A 19,990-nucleotide genomic window follows, 5' to 3' on the forward strand; every position below is an offset into this window, starting at 1 on the left:
ATGATATAATAACCTCAATTACGTATGAGGGGATTGTGAACGATGATCAACTTTTCTTTATCACAGATCCAGGATTTGCCTAGAATCGTGGAAATTTACAATCAAGCGATTCCAACTCGCTTATCTACAGCTGATTTAGAACCAGTTACAATAGAATCGAAAAAGGCATGGTTTGATGCCCATCAATCAAAAGAACGCCCGATGTGGGTTATGAAGATCGATCAAAATATCGCAGGATGGGTGAGTCTTAGCGATTTTTACGGGAGACCAGCTTATGCAAAAACTGCAGAGATAAGTATTTATATTGATTCAAATTACCGAAAACATGGATTAGGACAAAAAGCATTATCATTTGCTGAATCTCAACTTTTAGATTGTAAGATCGATACACTTTTAGCTTTTGTGTTTGCTACCAATCAAGCGAGCATCAACCTATTCCGAAAAAACGGATTTGAGCAGTGGGGGCATTTACCTAAAGTTGCAAACATGGATGATCAGTTGACTGATTTAACTATTTTAGGAAAATCTTACGAATAATAATAATGACCGCTTTCAAGTGTTTTTACACTTGGAAGCGGTCATTATCATAGAATGTTTCAATTGAAAAGAGTAAAGTGAGGATGAATTTTTTTAATTATCATATTAATTAATCAAATAACAGTAAAAAAAATCATTTTTATCTCATATGCCATTCATTTATCATTTATCCTAGTATCAATGAGAAATAGCAGAAATTTCTAAAGAAATGTTAGCCCTTTATTTTAGGCTGAGTATTATCGAACGCTGATTTTGAACTAACTGACGATAATATAACAATAAAGTGATAATAAAGTAATTATAAAGTAGCAAAAAATTTGTTTCTTGAGAATTCTGCAAAAATAAGGATTAAAGGAAGAATGTGTATGTCAAAACAGTCTTTTTTAGTTATTGGGATTATTGCTTTGCTAGGTATTTTATTTTTCGAAGTTACTTCGGTGGCCTCCTTGATCACCGAAGTAAAAGGACAAGCACATTCTTCGGAGCATTCGTCACAATCTTTCAAACAATCAGAACAATCAACTGAAACAGCTAACGTCAAAGAAGCCATTCAAGAATCAGCGGAAAAGGTACAAAGTCAGTCATCACAATCAACACAAGACAGTACAAAAACGAGCCGAGATACGGCTGTCAAAAGCGTCGCAATCAGCTTTGATGATGGACCAGGAGCGACCACAACGCCGCAGCTTCTGCGAATCTTAAAAGAAAAAAACGTGCATGCCACTTTTTTCGTCTTAGGAGAAAATACGGCGCAACATCCTGAAATCGTGAAGCAGACAGCTGAAGCAGGGCACGAGATTGGCAATCACACATACGATCATCAGAATCTGGCCACTCTTTCTGCCCAGTCGATGACGGAGGAAGTGACGAAAGCAGACACTGAGATCAAAAAAGTCACTGGCAAAACCCCCACTTTTGTTCGTCCGCCCTATGGTTCTGTCACGAATGTAGGAGCAACGATCATCCAGCGACCGATCATCGAATGGTCTGTTGATTCAGAAGATTGGAAGACAAGAAATCCTGACTTGATTTTGCAGAAGATCCAAGCAACAGTATACGATGGGGCAATTATTTTATTCCATGATATCTATCCTGAAACGATTCGTTCCGTTCCTCAAGTGATCGATTATCTGAAAGAGCAAAGCTATCGCATCACGACAGTGGGGGATTTATTAGGACATCCAACGGCTGTCGAGAACTACTATGGCAGAAACGATCATCGGCCAGTTCAGTAAATAAATTATTTTTCGAAAAAGCTACTTTTAGAATACCGTTTATCAAGAGGTTGTGACAAGAATTTTGGCACAACCTTTTTTTAATTTCTCTAAAGTATGGTATTTAGATACAAATCAGATAGATTTTGCTTCTATCCTTAACAGCAAAGGAGGAGAAGATAAATGTATAAAACGTTAAAAATCATATCTATTTTTCTATTGATGTTTATTATAGCAGCAGGTGCTTATGGTGTAAGCGAATATATGAAATTGCAAAACCTGTCTGAGGTTTCAAAAAAAACAGCCGCCAACATGAATGTGAAATATTCAGCCGATACAGACACACAATTACCCGATCGGTTCAATGTACTGCTATTAGGTGTAGATACTGGAGAATTTGGAAGGACGGAACGAGGAAGATCGGATTCAATGATTGCTGCTCATGTTGATCTGAAAAATGAAGCAATAAAATTGATTAGTCTAGAGCGAGATACCTATGTTCAAATCGCAGGACAAAACAGATTTGACAAATTGAATGCCGCTTATGCTTACGGAGGAGAACAAACTGCTATTCAAACGACAGAGAGTATGCTTGATACTACTATTCCCTACTACATGGCAATGAATATGAAAGGGCTGGAGAGTATTCTAAGTATCGTTGGCGATATTGAAGTGGACAATGATTTTGCTTTCAGCTTTGATCACTATGATTTCCCAAAAGGCTCCCTTACGTTATCTCCAGAAGAAGCACTTGCCTGGTCAAGAATGAGATATGACGATCCTAATGGTGACTATGGGAGACAAATTCGACAGCAAAAAGTGATCAAAGCGATTATGCAGAAGCTATTGACTCTGGAATCCATACCTAAAGTAGACAAAATCATCAATGTTTTAGGCAACAATATGAAAACCAATTTACCTTTGGGAGAATTGCTGAAATTATATATAACGAAGAACAACAAATTTAAAATGAGTACGGATCAATTAAAAGGGGAAGAAGAAATAATTGACGGCATATCTTACCAAAAAATGACTGATGCAGAAATCAAACGAATCAGTCAGCAATTACGGTAAAGCAGGAGAGAGGAATATGATTAAAAAAAGTTTGATAGCCTTTGGAATAATCATCCTTCTAATAGGGATCACAGGGGGAAGCGTCTATATGGCAGACAGAGTCTTCACGCCCTCAACGAACGAAGACAAAACAATAGAAAATACTGAAAGCTCCAGGAAACAAGAGCAAACAGAAATACAAAATTCTACCAGTCCAACGATCACCACAAAGGAACAGCAAACAAAAAATGAAAAAAATAAAGAAACGGAAGATACAATGAAATCATCAAAGACCATTGCTCTTACCTTTGATGACGGGCCTAATCCGTCCACAACGCCGAAACTTTTAGAAGTTTTAAAACAAAAAGATATACATGCCACTTTTTTTGTTCTAGGAGAAAATGTTTCCCAGAACGAACAACTTTTGAAAAAAGAGGTACAAGATGGTCATCAAATCGGCAGCCATACATTTTCACATAAAGATTTAGCAGGTCTATCTGACCAGGAAATCAGTGCTGAAATTACTCAAACAGATAACGCTATTTTGAAAGCAATCGGTAAAAAGCCAGCATATGTCCGACCTCCGTATGGCTCTATCACAAAAAAAGGAGCAGGAATCATTAATCGCCCAATGATCGAATGGTCTGTTGATTCGAAAGATTGGCAATCTAGACAAAAGGAAAAAATTCTGCAGCAAGTAAAAAGCACAGTATATGACGGTGCAATTATCTTACTACATGATATCTATCCTGAGACCGTAGATGCTGTTCCTGTGCTGATTGATGAATTAAAAAGAGAAGGATATACTTTTACGACCATCAGCGATTTATTAGATAATCCATCAAAAGCAGAAAATTATTATGGGCGCAATGATCACCGACCCGTTTAGTTTAAAAAAGGAGAGATGTCCAATGATTCAAAAGCAGATGTATTTTATTAGAGGATATTACATTTTGTTGCTGCTCGTTCTTTATCTTTCTTTTTATGAAAAAAGTGTTTTTTATTTATTTTTTACTAATACGATTCTGGCATATATCCCGATTGAATTAGCGATGTGGATAAAATCCAGCAGATCCAAATTAGTCTCTCTCGTGCTGATCTTATTCTGGTTACTGTTTTTTCCCAATAACTTTTATTTGTTCACCGATTTATTCCATCTGTCTTTGCTTTCACCTTATGATCCATCAACTATGATGATAAGTATGGAGATGGAAATCTGGTATAAATTGTTGCTAGTCGTTCTTTCTGTCTTTCCAACCACATTTTTGGGTTGTGAAAGCTTATGGATAGTTACCGATATAATCGTCAAAAAAATCGGAATAGGCGTCTATCAATGGTTAGTTGTCAGCATCATCTTGTTTATCAACGCCATAGGGATTTACTTCGGTCGCTTTTTAAGATTGAACAGTACAGACGTCTTCACCGACAGCAAAGAAACGCTCATGAGATTGATCGAAGCATTTACCAGGATAGACAGTCCATCTTTTTTATTGATCGTACTCATCTTTTTCTTTTCACTGATATTCGTGTATATTTATAAGTTAGGGATAAAATTTGCTCTATTGGCAGAAGGTGAGGATCTGTATGAAGATACTAGTAGTAGAAGATAATCTTGCAATCAATAAACTTTTAGTTCGTACATTAGAAAAAAATGGCTATACGGTCTATTCAGTATTCACAGGAAAGGAAGCGGCAGATATCATCGAGCAGCAGGAATTTGATTTGGCGTTGTTGGATATCATGCTTCCTGAAATCGATGGTTATGAAGTATTTGCGTATATGCGTGAGTATGATCTCCCCGTTATTTTCTTGACAGCCAAAGACCAGATTTCCGACCGAGTGAGCGGATTAAGGTCAGGAGCTGAAGATTATATAACAAAGCCATTTGATCTAGAAGAATTGCTGGCACGGGTGGAAGTTGTTCTTCGAAGAAACGGAAAATCTAGCTCAAATAAATTATTGAAATGGAAGTATATCGAAATCAATGAAAAAACAAGAGCCGTCACTGCAAGAAATCAAGCTGTTTCTTTGACTCCTAAAGAATATGAATTACTTCTTTACTTAATTAGAAATAAAGCAATTATTTTGCCAAGAGAAAAAATCTATCAAAAAATCTGGGGAAGGGAAGAAGAACCCAACTCCAGAACGCTTGATTTACACATCCAACGAATCAGAAATAAATTGCAATTAGGACAGGACTTGCGTACGATTTATGGTGTAGGTTACCTATTGGAGGGGTGAACTTGAAATATACGAGCAAAGTTTTCTTTTCATTATTATTCTTCTTTTTACTCATTTATTTGGTGGTCAGTGGTTTTACACTGCATGCGATTTACCAGCGCACAGTTTCTCAAGAAAAAGAAGTGCTAGTCAACCAGCAAAAAAATCTCTTACTGCTTTTGTCGACGAAAACAGACGGAGATGAAACAACAGATGAAATGAGAAAAAATGGTGAATTCGTAGCTGCAGCCAAAATCGGAGAATTTGAGATTCTAGACAAAAAAGGTAAAACGGTTTTTAGTACAAAGCCTACTTTGTTTGAAAAATACGATTCTCCAAAAGAGTTGTCTAATCGTATTGTAGAAATCAGTGATATGGTTACTGTTAAAAACAAAAAGATACTTTATTCGACTTCAAAGATACCCGACACTACCTATCGTTTAGCTACTTACCATCAAGCAAAGAACTATGAAGAAATCGCGAAAGATTCCCTTGTCTATTTTCGGCTGATTTTACTCTTTTTGCTTTTGGCTATCATTCCCGTCACTTATTTTCTAACAAGCATGATCTTGAAGCCCATCAATCAGCTGATTTCTGTAGCCCAGCATATCACAGAAGGTAAGACGAAAGAACGGGCAATAGTCAATACTCAAGACGAAATTGGGAAATTAGGGAACAGTTTGAACAATATGGCTGATAAATTGAACTACGATTTAGAAACTCTCCGTCAGGCAAAGGAAAAGCAAGATTTATTTGTTTCTAGCTTTTCTCACGAGATTCGAACGCCGCTGACTTCCATTATCGGCTATGCGCAAATGCTGAAATGGGAAAAATTGGACCAATCAGCCGAAGAATCTGTCGATTATATCCTTGAAGAAAGCAACCGGCTAAAACATTTGTCCAATGATATTTTGAAATTGATAGAACTGGAAAGAACAAATGTCTCTCTTGAAGAAATATCGACCAGCATGATCAGCAATGATCTAAACAAGTTTCTTAAAGGAATGAAACAAGGATTTACTTATACCATCGAACTAGAACCTGCCAATATTTTGCTAGACATCAATCTTTTCAAGTTACTAGCAATGAATATTCTGGCGAATTCATTAGAAGCTATAGCAGAAGATGGAAAATTAGTGGTCAAAGGAATAAAGAAAGAAAAGCGTTATATTCTGCAGTTTTCCGATAATGGGAGAGGGATACCAGCAGAAAATTTGTCTAAAGTAACAGATGAATTTTTTACAGGAAATCCTTCAAGGACAACGAAACATTTAGGACTTGGATTAGCTTTGGTAAAGAAAATAACCGAATTGCATAATAGTTCTTTTGACATAGAAAGTACGCTAGACTCAGGGACAATGATCACGATCGATTTTGCTTTAGGAGGGGAAACAGATGAAAATTAAATTATATCTTCTTTCTGCTTTCTTTCTGGTATTCAGCGCAGGATTGTTTTTTTTACCAGATATTTTAGCGAGTAGTATTACTGCAAAAGAACAAAGAACAGTAGATATCTCTTCTTTAAGTTCAGCTTCTTCTCACTCTATCGAAACAGCAATGAGCCAAGCCCAATCTTTTTCTATTATGGAAGAATCAGATCAGAGCCAATTAGATATGGTCAATCGGCTGCGAGAGGAATTAAATCAGCTATTTCAAAAGCTATCCATGCCAAAAGAGCCAGTGATTGTTCAAGACTATGAAGTTTTGATCTCAGAGGACAGCGTATTTTGGCAAATGGAATTCCTCACGCAAACAGGCTACGGAACGGCAATCATTGATGAAACGAACAAAAAAGTTGTACGGTTATCTTATTTTGATGAAGATCAAAATAACCGGGGGAAAAAACAAATTATAGATGATTACTTGAACTATCTTCCTCTAAAAGCAGATAAAATCGAAGAAGATGGTGAGATGATTACTGTCACTTTGAAAAATGGACAGAAATTAAACTTTCTGATTGATGAGACACGATTGTTGCTGAATTATATATGACCTTTTGTGAAATTGGTTGAAACTTTCAATTAAGAATGACAGTTTTTTATGTAAAAACTGTCATTCTTTTTCATTTTTTGAAACATATGGCTAAACAAATGAAATAAAACGTGCTATACTTCTGAATGAAACAGGTTTAGAAACTGTATCACTTATTTGTGATTATTTCTAACTAATAATTAAAAATAAACCATAAAAAGGACGATGTTCAATGGCTAAAAAAATGAAACAAGGTTCGAAATCTGTAGTAGAAAGTTTGATTAATCATCACGTTGATTATGTATTCGGTATACCAGGTGCAAAAATCGATGGTGTATTTAATGAATTAGAGGATCAAGGTCCTGAATTAATCGTGACTCGTCACGAACAAAATGCTGCATTTATGGCACAAGCAATCGGACGTATTACAGGAGAGCCAGGAGTAGTTATCGCAACAAGTGGTCCTGGTGCTAGTAACTTAGCTACAGGTTTGGTAACAGCGACAGCAGAAGGTGACCCAGTTTTAGCAATTGCCGGACAAGTAAAACGAAGCGATCTATTGAAGTTGACCCATCAAAGCATGGATAATGCAGCACTGTTCCAGCCAATCACAAAATACAGTGCAGAAATCCAAGATCCAGAAACAATTTCAGAAGTGATTGCCAATGCTTATCGTATGGCTAAGAGTTCAAAAAAAGGCGCGAGCTTTATCAGTATCCCGCAAGATGTAGTGGATGCACCTGTCCAAGGTAATGTCATCAAGCCATTGAGCGATCCTAAATTAGGTTCTGCTTCTGCAGATGATATCCGTTACCTAGCTGAACGCATTAGAGAAGCAAAACTACCGGTACTATTAGTAGGTATGCGAGGATCAAGTGAAAAAGAAACGTTAGCCATCAGGCAATTAGTTGAAAAGACAGCATTGCCTGTTGTAGAGACATTCCAAGCAGCTGGAGTGATCTCACGTGAATTAGAAGCGCATTTCTTTGGTCGTGTGGGTTTATTTAGAAACCAACCAGGAGATATGCTTTTGAAACGAAGTGATCTAGTTATTGCAATTGGCTATGATCCAATCGAATATGAAGCAAGAAACTGGAATGCGGAAAAAGATGCGCGGATCATTGTGATCGATGAAGCGCCAGCTGAAATCGATCCTTTTATGCAGCCTGAAAGAGAATTGATCGGTGATATCTCAGCTACTCTTGATTTATTGACAGGTTCATTAGAGCCTCAACAAGTGTCAGAAGATGCAAAAGAATATTTAGCATCTCTTCAAGCAAAATTAACGGAGCGGGACATTGTTCAATCAAAAGGAGAAGCAGGTATCTTGCATCCTTTAGAAGTCATTAACACGCTTCAGTCAAAAGTAACAGATGATATGACTGTTACCGTAGATGTAGGTAGTCATTATATTTGGATGGCACGCCACTTTAGAAGTTATGAACCTCGTCATTTGTTATTCAGTAATGGTATGCAAACGCTTGGTGTTGCATTGCCATGGGCGATTTCTGCTGCATTGGTGCGTCCAAATACACAAATCGTATCAGTTTCCGGCGATGGGGGATTTTTATTCTCTGCCCAGGATTTAGAAACGGCTGTACGTAAAAAATTGAATATCGTTCATTTGATTTGGAATGATGGACACTACAATATGGTAGAGTTCCAAGAAAAAATGAAATATCAGCGGGCGTCAGGTGTAGACTTTGGTCCAGTTGATTTTGTGAAATATGCAGAAGCTTTTGGCGCTAAAGGAATCCGAGCTACAAGTGTAGAGGAATTAGAAAAAGCTTTAGAAGAAGGATTTGCGACAGAAGGACCCGTAATTATTGATATTCCGATTGATTACCGTGATAATGAGAAATTGGGAGAAACAATCTTACCAGATCAATTCTATTAAGGAAGTGTCGACATGACTGAAAAAATCTTATACCAGCACGGGACATTAGGAGCTTTGATGGCCGGCTTGATGGATGGAACAGAAACGATTGCTCATATATTAGAAAAAGGAACTCTGGGATTGGGAACATTGCATGGACTTGATGGTGAAGTCATCTTTTTAGATGGCGTAGCTTATCAAGGAAGATCAGATGGCTCAGTTGCCCAATTAGATGGAAGTGAACTTACCCCCTATGCAGCAATTACAGATTTTACGCCAGATACTAGTTTTTCTGTCTCAAAAACTGCAGATGGAGAACAATTGAAAAAAGACATATTAGTAAGAGAAGCCGGGGAAAACCTATTTTTGGCAGTGAAGATAACTGGATTATTCAAAAATATGCACATCCGTATCATGCCGAAGCAAGAAAAACCTTACAGAAGACTAGCAAAAATTTCAGAGTCTCAACCAGAATTCCAACAAAGCAATGTCCAAGGAACATTAGTCGGGTTCTTTACGCCTGAATTATTCCAAGGAGTTGCTGCAGCGGGATTTCACCTGCATTTTATCGATGATACACATACATTTGGCGGACATGTAATGGATTTTGAAGTGGCTGAAGGAAAAGTTGAGATTAGCCGCATCTCGTCCCTTGTACAGCATTTTCCAGTTGATGATCCGACTTTTGTTCACGAAACGATTGATTATGCTGATTTAGCAGCAGAAATCCAACAAGCAGAATAGAAAAAGACAGCGAGATGCGTTCAAGGTGATCAACCTGACGTATCTCGTTTTTTTGAGGAGGAAACCTAGCGTTTACAAAAAAACTGAGCTATAATCTTCTCCATAGATCAAAAAGGAGCGGTTTTTATCATGTGGACAGAAAAACAGAAAAAAGATGCATACGAAATTTTATTATTACAGCAACAAGGATTATTAGAAGCAGAAGATACCTGGTTAGCAAATTTAGCAAATTCATCTGCATTGTTGAATGAGACTTTGCCTGAGACTGTCTTTGCAGGATATTATTTATTCGATGGTAATGAATTGATTTTAGGACCGTTCCAAGGGCGAGTTTCTTGCACACGTATCAAGATGGGAAAAGGAGTTTGTGGAGAATCAGCTGAAAAACAAGAAACATTGATCGTTGATGATGTCAAAACCCATGCAAATTACATTTCCTGCGATTCAGCCGCACAATCAGAAATCGTAGTGCCAATGGTAAAAGAAGGTCATTTAATCGGTGTTTTAGATATCGATTGCGGAGTAACGAAAGGGTATGATGAAATCGATCAAGCATTTCTAGAAAAATATGTAGATCTTTTATTAGCAAATTTTAATATAAATGCTTTTTCATTTATTAATAACTAAAATCGTCTATTGAAACAAAAAAGAAGAGAAATCAAGAATAAAAAGAGCCGGAAAGACAGTGGGCATTTCTGTTTTTCGGTTTTTTTATTTTTTTATAAAATCACAAGTGTTATTGGTTTTCATAATCATATTTTAATGGTATTATCATTTTAAATAATGAAAAACACATTAAGGATGGATGAAATATGAATAACGAAACTATCATTTTAGGAAAAAAATATATTTGCCAACCTATTGGCTTGAAACAAAAAGTGGTTGGAGAAGTAATCAGTAAATTAGAAAATTGTGTTGTGATCTGCGTAGACGAATATCATGACGTCGATCGCAATGAAATATTAGAAAAATGCGGAAAAGTAGTGGCAAAATATACTCACGTTTATGAGTTGGAAACAACAGAATATCTATATAACTACAGCAATAAATATGAACATACTTTAGTTTCATAAAGATTTAAATAAAGTGCCTTCAAAAGCGAGAAGACCAAGCTTTTGAAGGCACTTTATTTAGTTGGCAGTGATTGTTCATGATTTTTGATTTATTCAAAAGGTTCGCCTAGAGAATCTGTTTCTGTAACGAGGCCTGGTGGAGAAACTCGATAAAAACCTATACTGCCAGAACTGTCCTATTTTCGGATAGACAAACTAGTAGTTTTAAAAAGATCATCCGATCCAATCATTTCAAAAAATGCAAAACTGATATCAGGATCATTTAGCTCAGGCTTGTTATCGTAAAGCATTTGTAAAGGTTGCATTTAGTTAGGAGTAAACGCGAAACTATCATCATTATTTGCTGAAGAAGATGAAGAAGCTAATTCAGAGTTTGTTTGAAATAAAGGAGACGTGCTGACAGTTTCTTTACCCTGTTTTTGGCAGAGGTAGAAACTTTTATATCGGAAGTTTCTACCGGAGAATTTTTCTCATTTGTAGAAATTGTTGAATCGATACTATTCGAAATTTGCGTATCTGAAGGTATGTTCTTTGATGCAGAAGTCCCACAAGCAGTAAGTAACAATAAATTTGATAAACTGATAAACAGAATTCTTTTCATTATATACACACTCCTTATAGTATCGTTTAGCATACACCTATGCTCAGTATTAGGCAAAATCAATACAAAACTATCAAGTCTTTTATAGTATCTATTAGTCTTAGCAATACATGGAGAGGGTGATATCCCAGTTCAAACCAGTTACATTGGTTACCATCTGTATTAACGATTATGCTTCTAAACGCTTTTTTTATGAAAAAATTTATAAGTGAAAACGTAGGTATGATATTATCTAGACGTAATTTTTTTGGGCATTTAAATAGTTGCTAGGAGGATAGCTTTTGGATTTTTACAGTAATTTTATCTTAATAATAGCAATATTATTACTTCTAAATATTTGGTTTTTTGATAAGAGTAGAAATGCAGGGATAGGTTTTAGAACCAAACGAAGTACGTCTTCTGAAAAAAAGTGGGTATTTTCACAGACTATTTTTTACGGAGGGATTATTTCAATCAGTTTACTTTCTTCAACACTTTATTCTTTAAATGTTATAGACGTTTCCATGTCAAATTTTATATCTATTATTGGAATCCTTATTTCTGCAATTATTACACAACTACTTCTTGTGTTTGAAGAGAAGTCAAAAAATAATTAAAGCAATTACGCCTTTTAGTACAAGAATTATTACTTCTTACAAATGTATAGCGAATGAGAAGCCTGCTGTTTTAATTGTTCTAGAAAAACTTTTGAGTGAACAATTATTTTATGTTAGGACGAATTAATTTCTCTAGAGTTTATAATTAAAAAACTTATTTGAAGGAACATACTTAAACCATAACTATGTTTTACCTTTCATTAACTTAATGTTCACCTCAAAAAGGATATACGAACTAGTATTTTTGTGAAGTAGGAATAGCGTTGATAATATGGAGGAAGTAATTTATATTAAAAAATGTGTTTTTTTGAATGCCATTTTCATTCATTTAACGAAAATCAGCAAAAATAAAAAATGCTCAAACCCTTATAAAATAAGGATTTAAGCATCTAGCGAAATCTGCTGAAATCTCACAATGGAGACGGCGGGAGTCGAACCCGCGTCCAAACACATCGCCACTTAAAAATCTACGTTCATAGTCAACTCATTTAAGGATTCGCTTTACAGCTTGCCGAGTGACAGGCATTCTGTATCGCTAGTCTGATGTTCTCTTTTTCAACTTACAGACGGAAAGTTGAAACGTATCCCACTAAAGTTAGGACCCTTACTCGAGCACATGGGCGATGCCGAGAGGATCTACGCTAACTGTTTTTAGGCAGCTAAAGCGTAAGAGTTGTTTTCGTTTTTAGCAGTTATATTTAACTGTAACGTTTTTACGTAGACGTAACCTACGAAACGCAATTCAAGCTCGACTGTGCCTGTCGAATCCGTAACGTCCCCGTTAGCTAACAAGGGTTACGTGTATTTTTCATACAAAATTAGTATAGCATATATTGGGATAAATTCAATAAAAAAGCGAATCATATCCCATTATTTATATAATAACTGCCCCTTTCTTAAGAAAAAATAAGCGATTTTCTTAAGAAAAGAGGTAGCTTCAAAAAAAGATCTTAAATCAGATCAAAATACTTCAATGCGTGGACAATTCCGCCTTCTGTATTTTTCTTTGTGATAAAGGTAGAAAGTTCTTTTAATCCGTCATAGGCGTTGCCCATAGCGATTTTGTTGTCGCAAGCTTCCAACAAGGCAAAATCATTCGGACCATCGCCAAATCCAAAAGTAGGAACTTTTTCCAGCTGAAGTTCTTTTTGCAGACGTTTGACACCTGCCCCTTTTGAGATTCCTTTCTTCACTGTATCGATCGAGTAAGGACCATTCCGATAAAAAGTTAGCTCAGGAAAATGTTCGTGATAGTATTCGTCACCTGATTGAGATAAGATCAGCAACATATTTACTGTGTTTTCTTTAAAGCCTAAAGGATCAATTTCCGGAACATCTGAATGAATGAAGTCGTAAGCATTGATCATTGTTTGGCTATGACCGGTACACCAGATTTTCTGATCGTTATAGTAAGAAAGTTCATGACCGTTCAACTGTACATGATCATACATTTTTTGACATTCTTCTGAAGAAAATGTTTGAGAATAGATTTCTTCGCCGTCTACTCGAATGAAAGAACCATTCATGGTGACCGCAGAAGTAATGCCCGCATCTTCCATGATAGAGTGGATTTCTGCTTCTGTACGTCCTGTAGCGATGACGGGGAGAACATTGTTTTCTTTTAATGCGTTCATAGCTTTTGCCACTTCGGGTGTGATTTTTGATTTCGCATCTAGTAATGTTCCATCAAGATCAAAGAAAGTGATTGCACGATAATTTGACACAAATAAAACTCCTTTTTTATTGGAATAAGTTTATCTTAACAAAGAATGAACAAAAGACAAACCTTTCGTGAAGAATTCCTGAACATATTGGTTCAGTCAACAATTTAGAGTATACTATAAGAAGAGAATTTAGGAGGGAAAGAATGATTTTTTTCAGTATTGGTATCTTATTCTTAATAATTGGCAGTCTTTTTCGGATTCTGCCCTCAAAAGGAAATCTGCCTTTTTATGGGTACCATTCGCCTCTTGCCGCAAAAACAGACGCTCATTGGCGGCTGGCTCAAAAGACAAGCGGAAACTGGTTTTTTCTTATGGGCTTACTGATGGCATTGATCGGCTATTATTTAAAGACATCTGGGCATACGAATTATTTTCTGATTGAAATGCTTTTGCTAGTATTTCCAATTATGCCTATTTTTATTATGACAGAAAAGAAATTACAGAAATATGACCTGGAAACTGGAGGGAACGATAATGAATATTTTAATGATTGAAGATAATCAATCTGTTTCTGAAATGATGCAGATGTTTTTCTTAAATGAAGGTTGGGAAGCAACTTTCAAGTATGATGGAAAAGAAGGGCTCGATGCCTTTTTAGAAAACCCACAACATTGGGATATGATTACACTAGACCTGAATTTGCCCACACTGGACGGTATGCTAGTAGGAAGAGAGATCCGCAAAGTTTCAAGTACTGTGCCGATTATCATGCTGACAGCTAGAGATTCTGAAAGCGATCAGGTGATCGGCTTAGAGATGGGGGCAGATGATTATGTCACAAAACCTTTCAGTCCTCTGACGCTTATTGCTCGAATGAAAGCTTTGCATCGCCGTAGTGAGTTGGCAGAAGCAAGAGAAGAAGCAGCAGTTTCAGATGATCATTTTGATATCGAGACTAGTCATTTCAAGATGAATACGAAAACACGAGAAGCGTATCTGGACAACCGGCCAATTGAAGGACTGACGCCTAAAGAGTTCGATCTATTGTTTACTTTAGCAAAAAAACCACGTCAAGTATTCTCTCGGGAGCAGCTGCTTGAATTAGTCTGGGATTATCAGTACTTTGGTGATGAACGGACAGTGGACGCCCATATCAAGAAATTACGACAAAAAATCGAAAAGGTCGGACCACAAGTCATCCAAACTGTTTGGGGAGTCGGCTACAAATTCGATGATTCTGGTGTTGCCTAATGCGTTATTTGTATCAGCAACTCTTAGCTTTTTGCGGAATGGTCGCATTGATCTTATTGATCGTTGGAGTTTCTTTTACACAACTGACAAAACAAACGATTGAAGAAAACAATTACCAGCAACTGTTTGGATATGCTGAATCAGTTGAAAAGACAACGCAAACCTATGCCGATACGCTCCCGCAGTTTAGTCAAGATCAGGCGTTTCAAAATGCACTGCTGCTGACAGAGCAAGTACTGACAGAACAAAATGTGAACTTTATATTTATCGATAAAAACGAACGTGTCATTTATCCGACTAATACAGCTTTACTGAATTTTACCTTAACAGCTGATCAATGGAAAAATCTGAGGAATGGACGTCAAGAAAAATTCACATCGAATAAAAATATTTTAGGACAAGCACAGGCGACCTCTTACGCACTTGTGCCATTTAATTTGAATCATGAATTCTATGGAGCACTTGTAGTTAGTCAACCTGCGCGAAATATCGATAACAGCGTTCGTCCAATTACACTGAACCTGTTCAAAGGATTTATTTTTTCCAGTATCGTTGCAGTTATTGCCAGCTATGCTTTTGCAGCATTCCAAGTTAAGCGTATCAATCGGTTAAGGAATGCGACGAAAGAAGTGACGAATGGTAATTTTGATGTACAGCTCCCCGTACATGACAAAGATGAATTTGATGAGTTAGCAGATGATTTCAATAAAATGACGAATTCATTGAAAGAATCTCAAGCAGAAATTGAAGAACAAGAAAATCGTCGAAGACAATTTATGGCAGATGCTTCTCACGAGATGAGAACACCTCTTACGACAATCAACGGACTTCTGGAAGGGTTAGAATACAATGCAATCCCTGAAAACCAGCGAGAAAACGCGATTAAATTGATGAAAAATGAAACAGAGCGTCTGATCCGTTTGGTGAATGAAAACTTGGATTATGAAAAAATCCGTACGAATCAAATCAGTATGGTCATTAAAAAATTCAATGGAACAGAAACATTGAAAAATATTGTTGCACAGTTAGAAGCTAAAGCAGAAGCAGCAGGAGATACATTGACATTGAAAGCCGTTGATGATATTGATGTTTACGCTGATTATGACCGATTTGTCCAAATCATGGTCAATATTATTCAAAACGCGATACAGTTTACTGAAAACGGCCAAATCACGATTACTCTAGAAAAAGGCTATCTTGAAACGATCATCACGATTGAAGATACGGGAATTGGAATGTCTGAACAACAAATGAAAAGTATCTGGGATCGTTATTATAAAGTAGATCCTTCAAGAAAAAATACAAAATATGGTGAATCAGGATTAGGTTTACCAATCGTGCAGCAACTTGTACGCTTGCATAAAGGAAAATTAGAAGTAGAAAGCGAACTAGGAAAAGGAACAAAATTCACTGTTCGTTTGCCTGACGTAGAAATCAAAGAAGAGTAAAAAACAAGCGGTATAAAAGATCATGAATCGATCTTCTATACCGCTTGTTTTTACTATAAAATGATTGATTTAGCCCGCGGGCTCTAAACGATCAATATAAGGACTTTGGGCAATAGTAGCATCATGAGTAAAGAGTAAGATACCTTGATTTTCTTCATGAGCTAAATAAGAAAGCAAGTGGAGTAGCTCTTGGATCTCCAATACACTAAGTTCATCAAATGTATCTTCAATAACAATATTGTTTCGCTTGGAAAGCAAGGCATGAAGTAATTGCAGCTTTACTTTTTCAAAAGACGTCAACTCAGCTGCCGCACAATTAAGCAAGGAAGAAGAGATATCAAGTTTTTCTTGATAGGCCAAACGATCTTGTTTGATTTCTTTTTCCGGTACATCCAACAGGACATGGTCTTTAAGATTCAGATAAGGAAACATCGGCCAATTTTTTTGGATGATCGCAAAATTATCCAGTTTTGCAACAAGAACCTCTTTTTTCAAGTGCTCCAATATTTTATGCTGTTTTTCGAGAGGACACAAAATAACGGTCAAGTGTTCAGCATGAATCAAATATTCAGGTTTCATTACGTCCAGGCCTCCTACTTTGCAAATGATGGATAAAAAAAGTGAAAGGGAATAGACTAAGAATGAGACAGCATCCACTGAGTCCAATAAGAGTTTGGGCAAATCCCTTAAGTATATCTGTGAAAAAAAGATCATTTTGGAAATCGATGGTAAAAAAAGTCTGTTGATCCATCGGAATTGTCAGTCCGCTTACCGAAGTCAAGATATCACGGATATCTGGCAGTTCAGTAGTCTTTAAGACAAGAAAATTGATCCTTTGAAGAAGCGCTTCATAAACTGACTGGAAGCTGACGATCCACAATAAAACCAAGATACAACAAAGAAAGAGAGGAAAGAACAGCTGCCAGAAAATAAAAAGGAATAATTTGGTTTTAGAAAGACCAGTCAGGCGCCAATTGATCAATTCCTGCTTGTTTTGCCTGACTGAATAGTAAAAGAAAAAGATAAAAAGGAAGGCAAATAGAAAAAATAAACTGAATATGCCTTTTATATAAAATCGGCTAGCTAATTCTAAAGCCGGAAGAAGCTCTGTAGATGCAGAAGCACCAATAAATGAAAGCCGATCTTGGACTTGATTGGCTAAAGCCGATTGCAAATGGTAAAGAGTCAGGCATGCTATCAATAAAAAAGCAGAAAAGCTTGAAAATAAACAATAGAGTATTGTCTGCTTTTTGTAATAAATTAATCGAGCAGTAGCATAGCGGATTATTTTCATACTTTTCACCTCTATAAAAAGTATAGAAAATGAATATGAATAAAGTATGAAATTCCTTTAGTGAAATCACGAATTAAAACCAGAAAATATTTTGTAAAAAGCAAGAGGTTGTGAAGAAGCTGCCCTATTCTATTACCGTAGATGCAAGCTTTTGAACACTGTTTATTCGAAAAAAGGAGCAGCGACAAGAATTTTGTCGCTGCTCCTTTTAAATTTATTTTATCATTCGGAAGAACTTGTGGTCGTTCCGTGAAGTTCTTGATACGTTTGTGTTTTATAAAGATCAACAGTTGATTGTCCGTTGTGTTGACTAAAGACACTAGTTGATTTGTCACCTAGAGATTTTTCAGCTTCTTTTAATTTCTCTAAGCCATTCTTGTAGTCATAATCACTGGTATCAATTGGGTCTAATCCACTATTCGTATAGAACCGAAGAAGATCACCGTTATTGATTTGATCAGAAACAGCTAACTGTTTATCAACTTTTTCTTTGAGTGAATCAATTTCATTCTGTACTTCCTCAGTAGGTTCAGTAATGGCTTCACCAGTTTCATTACTGTAGATGGTACCACCGTAGTAAGTATATTTTGGAGTAACAAAATCGCCATCACGGAAAGAAACAAGCTGTTCATGATCTTTTGAGAATAGATCTTGTCCTAACTGAATATAATTTTTTGTATCTACACCTAGTAAATGGAGCAGTGTAGGCAAAGCATCAACTTGGCCGCCATAAGTGTGATTGATTCCGCCCTGTGTTTGTCCAGGGATATGGATCATATAAGGGACACGCTGCATTTGTGCATTGTCGTAGTTTGTCCAAGTAGAACTTGTTTTTCCAACTAATTCAGCTAGATTTTTATTTCTTGAATTCGAGACACCGTAATGGTCACCGTAAAGGACGATGACTGAATTATCATACAAGCCGCTTTCTTTCAAATAATTGAAGAATTCTTGTACGGCGGTATCTAAATAATTGGCTGTCGCAAAGTAACCGTTGATCGTTTCATCATTTGTATTGGCTAACGGGAATCCTGCTTCGTCATTGGTGAATTTTGAATAAGGATAATGGTTAGATACAGCAATGAATTTTGAATAAAATGGTTGTTGCAGACGTTCCAAGTATTGTACGGATTGTTGGAAAAATGGTTTATCATGCAACCCGTATTGGAACGAATTGTCATCATTAACATCATAATAAGAAGAATCAAAGAAATAATCATATCCTAAATTCTTATATGTCTCGTTTCGATTCCAGAATGTACCAGCGTTCCCATGGAATACCGCACTAGTGTAACCTTGTGTTTGACTTAAAATATCAGGTGCAGCTTGGAAAGTATTTTTTCCGCCTAATTGTGTGAACAAGGAGCCTTGATTCAAGCCAAACAATGAATTTTCCATCAGCGTTTCCGCATCGCTTGTTTTTCCTGCTTTTACTTGATGGAAAAAGTTGTCAAAACTGAACGTGCTGTTGCTGTGGTAAAGACTATTGATGAAAGGTGTAACTTCATGCTGGACACCATTCTCATCTGTCAATTTATAATCGATCAGGAATTGCTGGAAGCTTTCTAAATGGATATAAATCACATTTTTTCCTTTAGCGAGCCCGAACAAATCGTCATTTGGTGCTGCATAATGTTCTTTTACATAATTTTCTACTTCTTTCATATCATTGGGACTTGCTTCTGCCCGCACTTGGTTTGTCTGGTAAGTTTGAACACCGTCATAAACCATGAAAGCATTCAAGCCAAGATATTTGACCAAATAATCACGAGAGAATGTTCGAGTCAGCAATTCTGGACGATCAGCTTCCGCCATAAAAAGATTTCCTGAGAAAATCATAACTGCTAATGTAGAGATCGCAAAAGCCATTCTTGCTCGGATCGGGCGAGGGTCCAACTTGATTTTTTTTGCAATCAGCAGAACAGTCAAGATAATAAAATCGATCCAATAGATCACATCATATGGGCGAAACAGTCGAATGGCACTTTCTCCCAGACCACTCGCTACTTTCCCAGCACCTAAAATCGTGTTGATCGTAATGAAGTCCGTGAATTCTCGATAATAAGTGACATTCGAAAAAACAAGCAATGTCAAAAGAAAATAAATGACCATCATCGTGATATAAGCAACTCTAGGGCGTCTGATATAAAGAGCAATTCCAAGTAATAACAATGTAGTTGCAATAGGGTTGATAAACAAGATAAAGTATTGAATGCCACTTTCGATTCCGAGATGGAAATCAACTAAATAGGCAAAAATCGTTTTCAACCAAAGTAAAACGACTAGTAAAGAAAAAAATCCGAGCCTCTTATTCAAAAAGGCAGGTGTTTTTATATATTTCAAGATAATCTTCCTTTCTGCACTTCTTAATCACAGAAGTGTCATGAAACCATGTTACACAGCTCACTTATTCTCATTTATTTTACTAGTATGACAATATAGTGTCAA

The 19,990-nt window shown here is 36.5% G+C and carries 21 protein-coding genes and 1 other RNA gene; 16 read left to right on the forward strand and 6 right to left on the reverse strand.

Annotated features, from left to right (window positions below; translation table 11 throughout):
- Positions 1 to 42: 42 nt before the first annotated feature.
- The 12 genes from IGL31_RS04480 to IGL31_RS04535 all read left to right on the forward strand — a co-directional run bounded on the left by IGL31_RS04480 (position 43) and on the right by IGL31_RS04535 (position 10,688).
- Positions 43 to 537 (forward strand): GNAT family N-acetyltransferase, encoded by a 495-nt coding sequence (locus IGL31_RS04480; RefSeq protein ID WP_002302931.1) that lies wholly within the window; start codon positions 43 to 45, stop codon positions 535 to 537.
- A gap of 365 nt (positions 538 to 902) precedes the next feature.
- Entirely contained in the window at positions 903 to 1,772 is an 870-nt protein-coding gene (locus tag IGL31_RS04485; protein WP_086299754.1) for a polysaccharide deacetylase family protein, read from the forward strand.
- Between the two features lie 162 nt (positions 1,773 to 1,934).
- Entirely contained in the window at positions 1,935 to 2,825 is an 891-nt protein-coding gene (locus tag IGL31_RS04490; protein ID WP_081156570.1) for an LCP family protein, read from the forward strand.
- Between the two features lie 16 nt (positions 2,826 to 2,841).
- Positions 2,842 to 3,693: a polysaccharide deacetylase family protein gene (locus IGL31_RS04495; RefSeq protein WP_002331495.1), complete on the forward strand. Its 852-nt coding sequence runs from the start codon at positions 2,842 to 2,844 to the stop codon at positions 3,691 to 3,693.
- Between the two features lie 22 nt (positions 3,694 to 3,715).
- On the forward strand, positions 3,716 to 4,414 hold the full coding sequence (locus IGL31_RS04500; RefSeq protein ID WP_010727571.1) for a DUF1361 domain-containing protein: 699 nt from the start codon (positions 3,716 to 3,718) through the stop codon (positions 4,412 to 4,414).
- Positions 4,389 to 5,045, forward strand: a complete 657-nt coding sequence (locus tag IGL31_RS04505; protein ID WP_002302578.1) for a response regulator transcription factor — start codon at positions 4,389 to 4,391, stop codon at positions 5,043 to 5,045. The genes IGL31_RS04500 and IGL31_RS04505 overlap by 26 nt, the downstream gene beginning before the upstream one ends.
- Positions 5,042 to 6,430, forward strand: coding sequence for a HAMP domain-containing sensor histidine kinase (locus tag IGL31_RS04510; protein WP_229205835.1), 1,389 nt, complete (start codon positions 5,042 to 5,044; stop codon positions 6,428 to 6,430). The genes IGL31_RS04505 and IGL31_RS04510 overlap by 4 nt, the downstream gene beginning before the upstream one ends.
- Positions 6,420 to 7,016, forward strand: a complete 597-nt coding sequence (locus IGL31_RS04515; protein ID WP_086299753.1) for a hypothetical protein — start codon at positions 6,420 to 6,422, stop codon at positions 7,014 to 7,016. Before IGL31_RS04510 ends, IGL31_RS04515 begins: the two co-directional genes overlap by 11 nt.
- A gap of 211 nt (positions 7,017 to 7,227) precedes the next feature.
- Positions 7,228 to 8,892, forward strand: a complete 1,665-nt coding sequence (gene alsS / locus IGL31_RS04520; RefSeq protein WP_002293952.1) for an acetolactate synthase AlsS — start codon at positions 7,228 to 7,230, stop codon at positions 8,890 to 8,892.
- 12 nt (positions 8,893 to 8,904) lie between these two features.
- Positions 8,905 to 9,615, forward strand: a complete 711-nt coding sequence (gene budA / locus IGL31_RS04525; protein WP_002289619.1) for an acetolactate decarboxylase — start codon at positions 8,905 to 8,907, stop codon at positions 9,613 to 9,615.
- Positions 9,616 to 9,744: 129 nt separating this feature from the next.
- Positions 9,745 to 10,242, forward strand: a complete 498-nt coding sequence (locus IGL31_RS04530) for a GAF domain-containing protein (protein ID WP_086299752.1) — start codon at positions 9,745 to 9,747, stop codon at positions 10,240 to 10,242.
- Positions 10,243 to 10,427: 185 nt separating this feature from the next.
- Positions 10,428 to 10,688, forward strand: coding sequence for a hypothetical protein (locus IGL31_RS04535; protein WP_002289617.1), 261 nt, complete (start codon positions 10,428 to 10,430; stop codon positions 10,686 to 10,688).
- Positions 10,689 to 11,049: 361 nt separating this feature from the next.
- Here the strand turns inward: IGL31_RS04535 and IGL31_RS04540 are convergent, their stop codons facing one another.
- Complete coding sequence (locus tag IGL31_RS04540; RefSeq protein ID WP_002321266.1) at positions 11,050 to 11,289, reverse strand: hypothetical protein; 240 nt, start codon at positions 11,287 to 11,289, stop codon at positions 11,050 to 11,052.
- 281 nt (positions 11,290 to 11,570) lie between these two features.
- Between IGL31_RS04540 and IGL31_RS04545 the strand changes: the two genes are divergently transcribed.
- Positions 11,571 to 11,885 carry an SdpI family protein gene (locus tag IGL31_RS04545; RefSeq protein ID WP_002331484.1) on the forward strand — a complete coding sequence of 105 codons (315 nt, stop codon included), beginning with the start codon at positions 11,571 to 11,573 and terminating at the stop codon, positions 11,883 to 11,885.
- A gap of 413 nt (positions 11,886 to 12,298) precedes the next feature.
- On the opposite strand, the gene ssrA is transcribed toward IGL31_RS04545, so the two are convergent.
- Together ssrA and IGL31_RS04555 are read right to left on the reverse strand one after the other, a co-directional pair.
- Positions 12,299 to 12,665, reverse strand: a transfer-messenger RNA (tmRNA) gene (gene ssrA / locus IGL31_RS04550).
- Positions 12,666 to 12,835: 170 nt separating this feature from the next.
- Positions 12,836 to 13,609, reverse strand: coding sequence for a Cof-type HAD-IIB family hydrolase (locus IGL31_RS04555; RefSeq protein ID WP_002288592.1), 774 nt, complete (start codon positions 13,607 to 13,609; stop codon positions 12,836 to 12,838).
- Positions 13,610 to 13,752: 143 nt separating this feature from the next.
- On the opposite strand from IGL31_RS04555, the gene IGL31_RS04560 reads away from it, so the two are divergent.
- From IGL31_RS04560 to IGL31_RS04570, 3 genes are read left to right on the forward strand one after another with little or no spacing between them, the layout of a single operon-like run.
- On the forward strand, positions 13,753 to 14,103 hold the full coding sequence (locus tag IGL31_RS04560; protein WP_002288595.1) for an SdpI family protein: 351 nt from the start codon (positions 13,753 to 13,755) through the stop codon (positions 14,101 to 14,103).
- The gene (locus IGL31_RS04565; RefSeq protein ID WP_002293942.1) at positions 14,084 to 14,800 is read left to right on the forward strand and encodes a response regulator transcription factor; all 717 of its coding nucleotides are present in this window, start codon (positions 14,084 to 14,086) and stop codon (positions 14,798 to 14,800) included. The genes IGL31_RS04560 and IGL31_RS04565 overlap by 20 nt, the downstream gene beginning before the upstream one ends.
- Positions 14,800 to 16,248, forward strand: coding sequence for a sensor histidine kinase (locus IGL31_RS04570; RefSeq protein WP_002302594.1), 1,449 nt, complete (start codon positions 14,800 to 14,802; stop codon positions 16,246 to 16,248). Before IGL31_RS04565 ends, IGL31_RS04570 begins: the two co-directional genes overlap by 1 nt.
- Before the next feature lie 69 nt (positions 16,249 to 16,317).
- Here IGL31_RS04570 and IGL31_RS04575 read toward each other — a convergent pair whose 3' ends face one another.
- The 3 genes from IGL31_RS04575 to IGL31_RS04585 form a co-directional block, all read right to left on the reverse strand.
- Positions 16,318 to 16,827 (reverse strand): hypothetical protein, encoded by a 510-nt coding sequence (locus IGL31_RS04575; protein WP_002331483.1) that lies wholly within the window; start codon positions 16,825 to 16,827, stop codon positions 16,318 to 16,320.
- Positions 16,817 to 17,542 (reverse strand): hypothetical protein, encoded by a 726-nt coding sequence (locus IGL31_RS04580; RefSeq protein ID WP_002297641.1) that lies wholly within the window; start codon positions 17,540 to 17,542, stop codon positions 16,817 to 16,819. Before IGL31_RS04580 ends, IGL31_RS04575 begins: the two co-directional genes overlap by 11 nt.
- Before the next feature lie 222 nt (positions 17,543 to 17,764).
- The gene (locus IGL31_RS04585) at positions 17,765 to 19,885 is read right to left on the reverse strand and encodes an LTA synthase family protein (RefSeq protein WP_002338396.1); all 2,121 of its coding nucleotides are present in this window, start codon (positions 19,883 to 19,885) and stop codon (positions 17,765 to 17,767) included.
- Between the last annotated feature and the right edge of the window lie 105 nt (positions 19,886 to 19,990).

This window comes from Enterococcus sp. MSG3290, from assembly GCF_050555565.1.
GTDB classification, from domain to species: domain Bacteria; phylum Bacillota; class Bacilli; order Lactobacillales; family Enterococcaceae; genus Enterococcus_B; species Enterococcus_B faecium.